This is a genomic window from Pseudomonas azotoformans (assembly GCF_001579805.1).
In the GTDB taxonomy this organism is placed as follows: domain Bacteria; phylum Pseudomonadota; class Gammaproteobacteria; order Pseudomonadales; family Pseudomonadaceae; genus Aquipseudomonas; species Aquipseudomonas azotoformans_A.
Genome location: NZ_CP014546.1, coordinates 5,963,846 through 5,975,941 on the forward strand (window position 1 = coordinate 5,963,846; position 12,096 = coordinate 5,975,941).

The following is a 12,096-nucleotide window of genomic DNA, read 5'->3' on the forward strand; positions in this document are numbered from 1 at the left end:
CTAGAACGTTACGCCGGACACCAGCGCGATATTGCAGTAAGGCTGGCATTCGCCGGTGCGCACCACGGCGCGCGCCTTGCGGCTGAGTTGCTTGAATTCTTCATGGCTGACCAGGCGCCGCTCACCGAGGGCGGCCTGCTCTGTGAGCGTGTTGAGTTCGGCCAGCGCCGGCGGTTGCTTGAGCAGGATTTCTTCGGCCAGCACATGACTCTCCACCTGCATTTCACTGAGCACGATACGCAAGGTGCTGATGAAATCCGGGATGCCCTGGGTCAACGCCAGGTCAATCAGCTCGACGCCCGGCGGCACCGGCAGGCCGGCATCGCCAATCACCAGAATGTCGCCATGCCCCAGCGAAGCGATGACACGCGACAGGGCAATATTAAGCAGAGGTGTCTTTTTCATGAGGGCACAAAACCTTGTACGTCGTGCAGCGTTGGAATAGAGGGTTGCGCGCCGGCACGGGTGACCGACAGTGCCGCCGCGACCTGGCCAAAGCGGATGGCCTCAGCCTCGCTTTTGCCGTTGGCCAGTGCCGCGGCGAAACCGCCGACGAAGGTGTCGCCCGCAGCCGTGGTGTCGACCGCCTTGACCTTCGGCGCCTGCAAGTGCTCGAAGCGCTGGCCGTCGGTAAACAGCGCGCCCTGGGATCCCAGGGTGATGATCACTTTACCGGCTCCGGCCTGGATCAGTTGGGTCGCCGCCACCTTGGCGCTTTCAATTGAGTCGACTGTCACGCCGCTCAGTGCCGTGGCTTCGCTTTCATTGGGAATGAGGTAGTCGATCGACGCGTACCACTCAGCCGGCAATGGACCGCTGGCCGGAGCTGGATTGAGGATCACCGTCTTGCCCAGCTCACGGCCGCGCTTGAGGGTGTAGCCCACCGTATTCATCGGCACTTCCAGTTGGCAGACGATCACGTCGGCCGCTTGCAGCACCGCGTCAAACGCCTGCAACGAGGCAGGTGTCAGTTCGCCGTTACTGCCGGCTACGATCACAATCGCGTTCTGGCTGCTGTCATCCACCACGATCAAGGCCACGCCACTGGAGCCCTCCACCGTGCTGACAGCCTGGCAATCAATGCCCTCCACCAGCAATGCGTCACGCAATTGGGTGCCATAGGCGTCGGTGCCCACACAGCCGATCATCGAAACATCAGCGCCCAGCCGCGCCGAAGCGACCGCCTGGTTCGCGCCCTTCCCGCCAGGCACGGTGGAAAACGTCTGCCCGATGAGCGTTTCACCGGCACGCGGCAGCCGGCTGGCGCGGGTCACCAGGTCCATGTTCAAGCTGCCTACTACCACTACTTTTGCTGGCATACATCAGTACTCATCAATTCGGTTCAGCGGTATTGGGCGAATGTACCGGCGACGGGCGCCGTCGACTCACGCAATACAATGCTCGGCGTCACGATGCGTTGATCGATCGGCATGTGGGGTGTCGCAATTCTTCGCAGTAACAGCTCGGCCGCCGTCTCGCCCAGTTGCACGATCGACTGCCCGACCGTTGTCAACGCCGGGTAGACGTAACGGCCCATTTGAATGTCATCAAAACCGATCACTGACAGCTCGCCCGGCACGCGGATATTGCGCTCGGCTGCTGCGCGCAACACGCCGAAACCGATCATGTCGTTACTGGCAAAAATCGCGCTGGGCGGATTGTGCGCCAATAACTGGACGGCGGCGGCATAACCGCCGGTGCTGGTGAAGTCGCTCTCCTGGGTGCGATTGGATGCCACGTCGACACCCGCCTCTCGCAGCGCGCGGTGATACCCCGCCAGACGCATCTGCGCGACACGGGTATGGGCCGGACCGCCGATGCAGGCGATGTCTCGGTGGCCCAGTTCGAGCAAGTGTCGGGTCGCCAGGTAGGCGCCCTCCTCGTGGTCGATACGCACCAGATCCACGTCAATGCCATCCAGCGCCCGGTCGACGATCACCATGGGCGTACGCACCGCGCTCAAACCGGCGGCAAGACCGCTGTCGTCGCCGCCCACCGAGGTCACGATCAAGCCGTCGATGCGCTTTTCCAACAACACGCGCAAATAGTTACGCTGTTTTTCGGCGTTGTCGTCGGAGTTGCAAAGAATCACGCAGTAGCCATTACGCTCACAGTAATCCTCGATACCCCGGGCCAATTCCGCGAAATACGGGTTGAGGCTGTTGGGCACCAGCAAACCGATAGTGGCTGTGGTCTTGGCCTTGAGCGAACGCGCGACGGCGCTGGGCACGTAGTCGAGCTGCTTGATGGCTGCCTCGACCTTGATGCGTACCGGCTCGCTGACCGGGCGCGTCTTGTTCACCACATGGGACACCGTGGTGTAGGAAATACCCGCGAGCGCTGCCACATCCTTGATCGTTGCCATGGTTCAGCCTCGCCGACTGGCGCGCTGGCTGCGGTAGGTATCGAGGACCACGGCAATCACGATCACGGCACCAGTGATGATGCGCTTCGTGGGCTCCGTGGCACCGATCTGCGCCAGGCCGGCGGCCAATACCGAAATAATCAACACACCAAAAAAGGTACTGATCACTGAGCCGCGCCCGCCCATCAGGCTAGTACCGCCGATCACCACCGCGGCGATCACTTGCAACTCCAGGCCGGAGCCCGCATTCGGGTCCGCCGCTTCCAGCCGCGAAATCTGGAACAGCGCCGCCACACCAGCCAGCAGGCCCATAAGGCTGAACACCAGGATCTTGTAGGGCTTGGGATTGATCCCCGCCAGGCGTACGGCCTCTTCGTTGGTGCCGATACCGATCAGGTAACGACCAAACACGGTACGCGTCAATACAAGCTGCGCGGCGATGATCACCAGCAGGGCGATGATGAACGAGGGCGAGATGCCAAAGGCAATCGGATTGGACAGCCAGGCAAATGAATCACCGATGTAGGCAGTGCGCGAACCGGTCATCTGGTACGCCACGCCACGGGCCATTTCCAGCACGCCAAGGGACACGATGAATGACGGAATGCGCCAGGCCACGGTGATCGAACCGGTGATGGTGCCCGCCAACGCCGCGCAACCCATGCCCAGCACAGCGGCCGGCAACACGCTCCAGCCCCAGCCGAGAATCGCCACGCTGACGGCCGACGCCGCCAGGGCCAGCACCGAGCCCACCGACAGGTCAATACCGCCGATGATCAGGATGAAGGTCATGCCCACCGCCAGCACCATCAAGTCTGGAATCTGGTTGGCCAGGGTGCTGAAGGTGTCATAGGACAGGAAGTGGTCGCTGAGCACCGAGAACAGCGCGATCATCGCCAGCAAGGCGCCCGCCAGGCCCAGGTAAGTACCCAGGCCGTAGAAGTTGCCGCCAGTCTTGCCGGGGGAAGTTGTGGTTTTCATGGGGTATCCCTAAGCACTGCGTCGTTAAGCAGCGCATCACGTTTCTGATAGCCGGCAAAGGCGGCGGCGAGCAATTCGTCCTGGGTCCAGCTGTCGCGCTCGAAAGTCTCGATCAAGCGCCCGGCGGACAACACGCCGATGCGGTCGCAGATCAGCATGAGTTCGCGCAGGTCGCTGGACACCACCACCAACGCTTTGCCCTGACGGGTCAATTCGCCCAGCAAGGCATAAATATCGAATTTGGCACCGACGTCGATGCCACGGGTCGGCTCATCGAACAGCATCACCGAGCAATCGCGCTCCAGCCAGCGGCCAATCACCACCTTCTGCTGGTTACCACCGGACAGCTCGGACACCAACTGCGCCGGGCTGGAACTGCGGATGCGCATGGCATCGATCTGGCGCTTGGCCAATGCGGTTTCATTGCGGCTGTTGACCACGCCACCGCCGGAAATTTCCGGCATGTTACCCAGCGCGATATTGGCGCTGATGGACTGAGTCAGCAGCAAGCCTTCGCCCTTGCGGTCCTCGGTGATCAGGGCAATGCCGTGGCCTACCGCATCGACCGGCGAGCGAATGCTCACCACCTGGGCCGGCGAGCCAAGCGCCACGGTGCCGCTGTCGGCCAGGTCGGCGCCGAAGATCAGACGCAACAGTTCAGTACGACCGGCACCGATCAGGCCGGAAATGCCGTAGATTTCCCCCGCACGCACTTCGAAGGACACATCGCGGACTTTGTCCGAGCGGGTCAGGCCTTTCACCGTCAAGGCCGGACCACCAATGGTGCGCGGGCCCAGGTCGATGTGTTCGCCAAGCTCGCGACCGACCATCAAGGTGACCAATTGCTCGCTGTTGTAGTTGGCCATGGGCTCGACACAGACCAGCTTGCCGTCGCGCAATACCGCAATGCGTTGGGCCACACGGGCCAGCTCTTCCAGCCGGTGTGAAATGTAGATGATCGCCACGCCCCGGGCCTGCAGGCGGGTGATTTGTTCAAACAGCATCTCGACTTCACGGGCGGTGAGCATGGCCGTGGGCTCGTCGAGGATCAATACATGGCAGTCGCCGATCAGGTTACGGGCGATCTCGACCATTTGCTGATGGCCAATGCCCAGGCTGCCGACCAGTGTATCCGGGTCGATGGCATCCAGGCCGACCTGGGCCATGGCCTCGATCGCAGCCTTGCGCAGTTGCTTGCGGCTGATCCAGCCACAATGGCTGGGCAGGTTATCCAGGAACAGGTTTTCGGCGACGGTCAGCGTCGGCAGCAGGTTGAGTTCCTGCATGACCATGCGCACGCCCAGCTCTTCGGCCTGGGTGCGGCTGCCGGGGCGGTAGTCCTGTCCATTGAACTGCATATGCCCGGTGGTCGGCGTGACCAGCCCGCCGATGATTTTCGACAAGGTGCTTTTGCCGGCACCGTTCTCACCGGTCAGCGCCAGCACTTCCCCGCGATTGAGCGTCAGGGTGATGTCGGACAGAACCGGCTGGGCATAGGTCTTGCCGATACCGCTGACCGAGAGGACAGCGTTCGGGGCGGAAGATGACATAGGAAAATCTCCAGGCGCCCGCTCAGGACGAGCGAGCGCTGTTGGGTACTGCCAGGATTACTTCTTGAGGACGAGTTCGACCGGGGTTTCGATCACGCCGTCCTTGGAGTCGACTTTCTCACCCTTGACCAGCTTGAGCGCGTTCTGGATACCGAACACGGCTTGCTGGGCAGCGGCCTGGTCAGCGGTCGCGAGTACGCGGCCGTCTTGCAGCATCGGCTTGATGGCTTCGATGTTGTCGTAGCCTACGACCAGCACTTTGCCAGCCTTGCCTGCCGCACGTACGGCGGAAACAGCACCCAGGGCCATGTTGTCGTTACCGGCCAGCAGGGCCTTGAGGTCAGGGTATTCACTCAACATGGCGGAAGCGACTTTCTGGCCCTGGTCGATTTCCCAGTTGCCGGATTGGGTGGAGACGATCTTCATGCCGGCAGCGTCCATCGCATCCTTGTAGCCTGCGGTACGTTGCTGGGCGTTGGTGGTCGTCGGCACGCCTTCGATGATGCCGACCTTGTCACCCGAGGCCAGTTGCTTGGCCAGGTAGTCGCCCACCAGCTTGGAGCCTTTGCGGTTGTCCGGGCCTACGAACGGAATATCGAGGTTTTTGCTTTTGAGCACGTCCGGGTCCAGGCGGTTGTCGATGTTGACGACCTTGATACCGGCATCCGAAGCCTTCTTCAGCACGGTGACCAGCGCCTTGGAATCGGCGGGTGCGATGACGATGGCATTGACCTTGGCGAGGATCATCTGGTTGACGATATCGATCTGCGCGCTGGTATCGGTTTCGTTCTTGATCCCGTTGGTGATCATGTCGAAATCGGCGGAGTGTTCTTTCTGGTACGTCTTGGCACCGTCTTGCATGGTGACGAAGAATTCATTGGCGAGGGATTTCATGACCAGGCCGACCTTGGGTTTGGCGGCGTCATCGGCAAATGCAGAGGAGAGAGGCAGGGCAGCGGATGCGGCAGCAAGCACAGCGACAGCAAGAAGACGTCCGGCAAATGGCAGCTTCATGGGTTCACTCCGATCTTATGATTATTGTGAGCAACGCTTGCACCGAAGATCGCTTCGGCAGCCCTCCCACCCGGGTGGCTGATACGAGCTGTCACGACACTCAGGGAGCACGCCGTGAAACATCTCGCAAACGTTTGCGTTATTCAAACTATGAGAACCTTGTCGAGATTTGTCAACGGTTGAAAACAGCCTTTCATCCACGCCCTCCCTCGCACCTGACGATAAGGCGCCGTTAAACATCGCACGCTCCCAGTCGTTCTCTAAAACGACAGGCTATGGCGCATTATTCATGCAAAACCCAAGGGCCGGCGTTCAACTTTTTCGGACAACCGAACGCAATAAGGTCCGATGTTCGGAAAGCCGGACGCCCACCTACCCACGCCCCATCAAAATTCAAATTAAATTGTTATAAATCAATAAGTTATTTTATAGCATCGAACACAATCAGCCTGGTACAGATCCTGCTCTACCCCATCACCTCGTGGCATTCAGAACCGCCCGGGTGTTCTAGATGAACCTGCTACAGCACTCATCAAAAACCAGAGAGAAAAATAATGAAATCTGCACTGAAAAACTTTGTTCCGGGCGCGTTAGCCCTTCTGCTGCTGTTCCCCGCTGCCGCCCAGGCAAAGGAAGTTGAATCCAAGACCAAACTGTCCAACGTGGTGATCCTCGCCACCGGCGGCACCATTGCCGGCGCTGGCGCCAGTGCGGCCAACAGTGCCACCTACCAAGCGGCCAAAGTCGGTATCGAGCAATTGATTGCCGGTGTTCCTGAGCTTAGCCAGATCGCCAATGTGCGCGGCGAGCAAGTGATGCAAATTGCGTCCGAAAGCATCAACAATGAAAACCTGCTGCAACTGGGTCGCCGCGTCGCCGAACTGGCCGACAGCAAGGACGTGGACGGCATCGTGATCACCCACGGTACTGACACCCTGGAAGAAACCGCCTACTTCCTGAACCTGGTGGAAAAAACCGACAAGCCCATCGTGGTGGTCGGTTCCATGCGCCCAGGCACCGCCATGTCGGCAGACGGCATGCTTAACCTGTACAACGCCGTGGCCGTGGCAGGCAGCAAAGACGCGCGCGGCAAAGGCGTGCTGGTCACCATGAACGACGAGATCCAGTCGGGTCGCGACGTCAGCAAGATGATCAATATCAAGACCGAAGCATTCAAGAGCCCATGGGGCCCGCTGGGCATGGTGGTTGAAGGCAAATCCTACTGGTTCCGCTTGCCAGCCAAGCGCCACACCATGGATTCCGAATTCGACATCAAAAACATCAAGAGCCTGCCTGACGTTGAAATCGCCTATGGCTATGGCAACGTGAGCGACACTGCGGCCAAAGCCCTGGCCCAAGCTGGCGCGAAAGCCATCATCCATGCCGGCACCGGTAATGGCTCGGTGTCTTCCAAGGTGGTCCCTGCCCTGCAGGAACTGCGCAAGCAAGGCGTTCAGATCATCCGTTCTTCCCACGTGAATGCCGGTGGTTTCGTTCTGCGTAACGCCGAACAACCAGACGACAAGTATGACTGGGTGGCTGCACACGACCTGAACCCACAGAAAGCCCGCATCCTGGCGATGGTTGCCCTGACCAAGACCCAGGACAGCAAAGAGCTGCAACGGATGTTCTGGGAATATTGATTCCCGGTAACACCTCGGCAGGGGCGGTTCTATCCGCTCCTGCCTCTCCCCCCTCGATTAAAACTCCTTCGCCCTACACCAAATTACTCAATTTGCTGTCAGACGGACTTCTTGAAATTTAAGCAGTTGCGAAATTGCCTACAGTTAAATACTGTATGTGCGTACAGCTTATTAAGGAATACTCCGTGGCAAAGTCCTCTTCCGTAGCGCCAACCCCGCCCGATGCCTACGCACGCCTCGCCGTTCGCGTGCAAAAGATCATCAATTCGACCAATGCCCAGAAAGCCAAGGCGGCTTTGATCTTCCGTTTGCCGGACGAACCTGAAGATGAATGGGCGCGTTTGCTGGAAGAAATCGCGGAAAATGACAACGTCACCCTCGCTTATCGCGACGACGGCGGTGTGCAGATTTTCTGGGTTGTGCCGAAGGAAGATTGATTCAATGAGTGTCCGTTTTATCGCGGTGTGTTGCCTGTTTTTTGCCGTCACCGCTCACGCCCAGGCGCCCCGAACTTTCAGCGAAGCCAAGAAAGTCGCCTGGAAGCTCTACGCCCCACAATCCACCGAGTTCTATTGCGGCTGCAAGTACACCGGCAACCGGGTGGATTTGAAAGCTTGCGGCTATATTCCACGCAAAAATGCCAACCGCGCCGCACGCATTGAATGGGAACACATCGTTCCAGCGTGGCAGATCGGCCATCAACGCCAGTGCTGGCAAGAGGGAGGGCGTAAGAACTGCACACGCCATGACGACGTGTTCAAGCGCGCCGAAGCCGACTTGCACAACCTGGTGCCAAGCATTGGCGAGGTCAATGGCGACCGCAATAACTTCAGTTTTGGTTGGTTGCCGGTGCAAAGCGGGCAGTACGGCTCTTGCCTGACCCAGGTGGACTTCAAGGCCAAGAAGGTCATGCCGCGTCCGTCCATCCGGGGCATGATCGCACGCACGTATTTCTACATGAGCAAGCAGTACGGCTTGCGCCTGTCAAAACAGGACCGCCAACTGTACGAAGCCTGGAACAAGACCTACCCGGTGCAAACCTGGGAGCGTCAACGCAACCAGACCGTGGCGTGTGTGATGGGGCGCGGCAATGAGTTTGTCGGCCCGGTGAACCTGAAAGCCTGCGGTTGAATGTGGGCGGGGCGCCCGCCCACTCTGCCTTTACTGGGCGGCGTTGTGCTCAATGATTTCTGACACAGTGTCGGTTTTCTTGGCGCGAGCCATTTTCTCGTTAAGCAGGGTCTGCTTGGCCTCGGCTTCCGCCTTGGTTGCGAACGGCCCCAGCAGGACTTCGTCCTTGCCATCCACTTTCACGATATAAAAATTGAAACCATGCTCCAGCAGCCAGGCTGTGAGGTCGGTGATTGCCTGCAACTTGTGGTCCGGCGGGCCGACCCACACGTCCCATTCCTGGGCAGCAATTGCTCCGGTCTGGGGTTGGCTCTCGGTCACGGCAGGCTTGGGCTTGGGCGTCTCGACGCTTTTGCCTTCACCACAACCGGCCAATGCCAACACCGCAATTGCCATCGCTACTTTACGCACTGCCCTGCTCCTTTGAAGAGAAAGAGGCGACTTTATCATTCACTGTCTATTCTGGCCGTCATAAACGTTGGCTTAAACAATGCGAATCATGTATCGCAGACCTGTATGATGCCGCCATGGGAATTAATGTCGCCTCTATGCGTCCTAAAAGAGGCAGTCACAGGGAAGCGCTTAGCAGTAAGCTACACACATCCGACACCTGCCCTGTCTGAAACATGTGTCCTTAAAAGTAATCAAGGAGAAGTCCATGCTTATACTCACCCGCAAAGTTGGTGAAAGCATAAACATCGGTGATGACATCACGATCACCATCCTGGGCGTAAGCGGCCAGCAAGTACGAATCGGCATCAACGCACCTAAGGATGTTGCCGTGCATCGCGAGGAGATCTACCAGCGCATCCAGGCCGGCCTGACTGCTCCGGACAAAAACCAGACACCTTGAAGCGCCCTCAGTAGCCAGCCTTTTCGTTCACTGTAACGGCTGGCGAAAACTCTTTCGGACTGCTCTGATCGTTGTTGCGTGACTGACGCCGCCCATGCGTTCATCTTCATGGAAAGATGAAACTGTCATCACGCCTGGAACTTGTTGTTTCATTCACGGCCGAATCTCCTGACTGACACTCAGCCATCCGTGTGCATTCAGGAGCACGTCGATGAGGCCTACAACCGCACCACCTTTTGCCTACAAGGCCTGGGTGATCGCCCTATTGATAGGGTTGATCTTCGTGGGGCTGGCCTATGGCTTGAGATACGTAATCGAAGGTGCCAATTCCGCCGATGACCACTCCTGGCTGGACCTGGCGCTGTTGCTCAGTGGCTACCTGTTCCTGTTCTGCCTCAAACCCATCCAGAAAGCCGTGCAGCGTAGGCTGTGCCGGCAAGCCACACGCTGATGTCGCGCTGTTCGTTATCTGATCGCTGGCATTGGAAGCACCACAATACAACCGATGTGTAGGGGCGCATGATCGCAGTGCATCAGCATCACACTGTCGCACGCTGTACGTGCAACAAACCGTCCGTGTCACGCCGTGCCTTTAGCTGTTCATACCCATCAATCGAAGGATGCTCGGTAAGCATGACCGTGTGATGCGTTGACGTCACGACCATCACATCCATCCCTGCCGCCTCTCCTGCGCGAATGCCGACCGTCGCATCTTCAAACACCAGGCAATCCTCTACCGGTACGCCCAGGCGTTGCGCCCCCAGCACGTAGCAGGCGGGGTTTGGCTTGCCGACGGCAACATCTTCGGCCGTGACCATCACCGCTGGCGGTGCGATGCCCGCCGCTTGCAGGCGACGCAACGCAAGCTCCCTGGGTGCCGAGGTGACCAGCGCCCATTGATCGCCCGGCAGGCTACTCAGGAACGTGACGGCCCCGGGGATCGCGACAACGCCCTCTACATCATTGATTTCTGCCTCGGTGATCCACTGCGCTTCGACCTCAGGATCGATGCCAGGCAGTGCCTGGCGCGTGATGGTGTCGATTGCACGGGCACCGTGGATGGTCTTCAAGAACGCTGGCGCATCCAAACCATGGCGCTGCGCCCAGATGCTCCACACGCGCTCCGCGGCAGCAATGGAGTTGAGCAACGTCCCATCCATATCAAACAGAAAGGCACGGTAACGGCGGTTGAACACGGCTGAACCTCGGTTGGACACTGCGTGGCTTCCTCTTGGGTGGTAACAAATGACAGGCCCGATGCAATCTACGGATCACCTCGCTGCTTGTAAACGCTAGGAGCCTGGATTGCATTACAGGTTTGTAATCAAGCTGTAAGTCTTGCCAGCACCCTCACTTCATACAGTGGAGTCGTCAGTCACCCACATCGGATGACGCCACTTCCTACTGATGAAAAGGGTCCACCCATGAAACCTGCAAGCAAACTCTGCCTGGTCGCCGCCAGCCTACTGATGCTGGGCACCGGCACTGCCATGGCCGGCACCGTCGCGCCGGTCAAAGCCAATAACGTGGTGCTGGTACATGGCTCCTGGGCTGACGGGTCGAGCTGGTCCGAGGTGATTACCCGCCTCCAGGCCGCCGGGCTGCACGTCACTGCCGTGCAGAACCCGCTGACCTCGGTGGCCGACGATGTCGCCGCCACCAACCGTGTACTGGATCAACAAGACGGCCCTACCGTGTTGGTCGGCCATTCCTACGCCGGCACCGTGGTCAGCGACGCCGGAGCCAACCCGAAAGTCAGTTCACTGGTCTACGTGGCCGCCCGGGCTCCAGATGCCAACGAAGACTTCGTCGCGCTCTCAGCCAAGTATCCGACCATGCCGGTGCGCGCCGGTGTCGAAGATCACGACGGCTACCTCACCCTGAGCCAGGACGCCTTCCTCAAGTATTTCGCCACCGATGTGCCGCACGCGAAGGCCATGGAGCTGTACGCCGTGCAGCAACCCATCACAAAGGCCCTGTTCAGCGGCCGCACTGTCAATGCGGCCTGGCATACCAAGCCGTCTTGGTACGCGGTGTCCGCAAATGACCAGACCATCAACCCAGACCTTGAGCGCTTTCTCGCCAAGCGCATGAATGCCACCACTGTCGAGCTGCCATCGAGCCACTTGTCACTGGTGTCCCACGCCAAGGAAATCACCGACCTGATCCTCGAAGCCTCGGGCCGCCAGCCTTAAGCCTTGCATTACAAACTTGTCATCATCCTGTTGGTTGGCTGTTCGGGGCCCCTGGTTACTGTGAAGTCACTGCCATGACCTGGCCGCCAACCCTTTAAGAGAGATACCGCCATGAAACTGTTTATCCTCGGCTTTGCCGCTTTGCTCGCTACCGGTTCCGTGCTTGCAGCCGAATCCGTCATCCACGACAAAACCGGCTTTTTCGTCCATCTGGACGTCGCCAAAGTATTGTCGAGCACTGACACCTATGGCCAATGCGGCATCGTCCCCGCACGCCTCAACTACCTCGACAGCCAAGGCCGCGAACACGTGTTGGACTATCAGGTGCAGGGCATCGGTTGCGCCAGTGACAATTGATCGGGCT

15 protein-coding genes are annotated in these 12,096 nt (G+C 59.1%); 7 read left to right on the forward strand and 8 right to left on the reverse strand.

Translation table 11 applies throughout. The features are described from left to right. The 6 genes from rbsD to AYR47_RS27355 are packed head-to-tail and all read right to left on the reverse strand — an operon-like array spanning nucleotide 1 to nucleotide 5,910. Complete coding sequence (gene rbsD, locus AYR47_RS27330) at nucleotides 1-405, reverse strand: D-ribose pyranase (RefSeq protein WP_016978152.1); 405 nt, start codon at nucleotides 403-405, stop codon at nucleotides 1-3. Further along, nucleotides 402-1,319, reverse strand: a complete 918-nt coding sequence (gene rbsK / locus AYR47_RS27335; protein ID WP_033901723.1) for a ribokinase — start codon at nucleotides 1,317-1,319, stop codon at nucleotides 402-404. The genes rbsD and rbsK overlap by 4 nt, the downstream gene beginning before the upstream one ends. 23 nt (nucleotides 1,320-1,342) lie before the next feature. Next, nucleotides 1,343-2,365, reverse strand: a complete 1,023-nt coding sequence (locus AYR47_RS27340; protein ID WP_061449060.1) for a LacI family DNA-binding transcriptional regulator — start codon at nucleotides 2,363-2,365, stop codon at nucleotides 1,343-1,345. 3 nt (nucleotides 2,366-2,368) lie between these two features. Continuing rightward, complete coding sequence (locus tag AYR47_RS27345; RefSeq protein ID WP_010209107.1) at nucleotides 2,369-3,346, reverse strand: ABC transporter permease; 978 nt, start codon at nucleotides 3,344-3,346, stop codon at nucleotides 2,369-2,371. Further along, nucleotides 3,343-4,896 carry a sugar ABC transporter ATP-binding protein gene (locus AYR47_RS27350; RefSeq protein ID WP_016978156.1) on the reverse strand — a complete coding sequence of 518 codons (1,554 nt, stop codon included), beginning with the start codon at nucleotides 4,894-4,896 and terminating at the stop codon, nucleotides 3,343-3,345. Before AYR47_RS27350 ends, AYR47_RS27345 begins: the two co-directional genes overlap by 4 nt. 57 nt (nucleotides 4,897-4,953) lie before the next feature. Then, on the reverse strand, nucleotides 4,954-5,910 hold the full coding sequence (locus AYR47_RS27355) for a sugar ABC transporter substrate-binding protein (RefSeq protein WP_061449061.1): 957 nt from the start codon (nucleotides 5,908-5,910) through the stop codon (nucleotides 4,954-4,956). Nucleotides 5,911-6,464: 554 nt separating this feature from the next. Here AYR47_RS27355 and AYR47_RS27360 point away from each other — a divergent pair. The 3 genes from AYR47_RS27360 (at nucleotide 6,465) to AYR47_RS27370 (ending at nucleotide 8,684) form a co-directional block, all read left to right on the forward strand. After that, nucleotides 6,465-7,553, forward strand: a complete 1,089-nt coding sequence (locus AYR47_RS27360; protein WP_033901727.1) for an asparaginase — start codon at nucleotides 6,465-6,467, stop codon at nucleotides 7,551-7,553. Between the two features lie 185 nt (nucleotides 7,554-7,738). Next, a complete protein-coding gene (locus AYR47_RS27365) occupies nucleotides 7,739-7,990 on the forward strand; it encodes a DUF1654 domain-containing protein (RefSeq protein WP_033901728.1) in 252 nt (83 codons plus the stop codon). Between the two features lie 4 nt (nucleotides 7,991-7,994). Further along, on the forward strand, nucleotides 7,995-8,684 hold the full coding sequence (locus tag AYR47_RS27370; protein WP_033901729.1) for an endonuclease: 690 nt from the start codon (nucleotides 7,995-7,997) through the stop codon (nucleotides 8,682-8,684). A 30-nt stretch (nucleotides 8,685-8,714) separates the two neighbouring features. Here the strand turns inward: AYR47_RS27370 and AYR47_RS27375 are convergent, their stop codons facing one another. Beyond that, on the reverse strand, nucleotides 8,715-9,080 hold the full coding sequence (locus AYR47_RS27375; RefSeq protein ID WP_061449062.1) for an SPOR domain-containing protein: 366 nt from the start codon (nucleotides 9,078-9,080) through the stop codon (nucleotides 8,715-8,717). 262 nt (nucleotides 9,081-9,342) lie between these two features. Here AYR47_RS27375 and csrA point away from each other — a divergent pair, with 262 nt between their 5' ends. Together csrA and AYR47_RS27385 are read left to right on the forward strand one after the other, a co-directional pair. Further along, nucleotides 9,343-9,537, forward strand: coding sequence for a carbon storage regulator CsrA (gene csrA / locus AYR47_RS27380; RefSeq protein WP_003192511.1), 195 nt, complete (start codon nucleotides 9,343-9,345; stop codon nucleotides 9,535-9,537). Between the two features lie 211 nt (nucleotides 9,538-9,748). Further along, complete coding sequence (locus AYR47_RS27385; RefSeq protein ID WP_033901731.1) at nucleotides 9,749-9,988, forward strand: hypothetical protein; 240 nt, start codon at nucleotides 9,749-9,751, stop codon at nucleotides 9,986-9,988. Between the two features lie 88 nt (nucleotides 9,989-10,076). Here the strand turns inward: AYR47_RS27385 and AYR47_RS27390 are convergent, their stop codons facing one another. After that, nucleotides 10,077-10,754, reverse strand: a complete 678-nt coding sequence (locus AYR47_RS27390) for an HAD family hydrolase (RefSeq protein WP_061449063.1) — start codon at nucleotides 10,752-10,754, stop codon at nucleotides 10,077-10,079. A 207-nt stretch (nucleotides 10,755-10,961) separates the two neighbouring features. Here AYR47_RS27390 and AYR47_RS27395 point away from each other — a divergent pair, with 207 nt between their 5' ends. Both AYR47_RS27395 and AYR47_RS27400 read left to right on the forward strand, forming a co-directional pair. Next, on the forward strand, nucleotides 10,962-11,732 hold the full coding sequence (locus AYR47_RS27395; protein WP_033901734.1) for an alpha/beta fold hydrolase: 771 nt from the start codon (nucleotides 10,962-10,964) through the stop codon (nucleotides 11,730-11,732). A gap of 111 nt (nucleotides 11,733-11,843) precedes the next feature. Next, a complete protein-coding gene (locus AYR47_RS27400; RefSeq protein ID WP_061449064.1) occupies nucleotides 11,844-12,089 on the forward strand; it encodes a DUF2790 domain-containing protein in 246 nt (81 codons plus the stop codon). Nucleotides 12,090-12,096 lie beyond the last annotated feature (7 nt).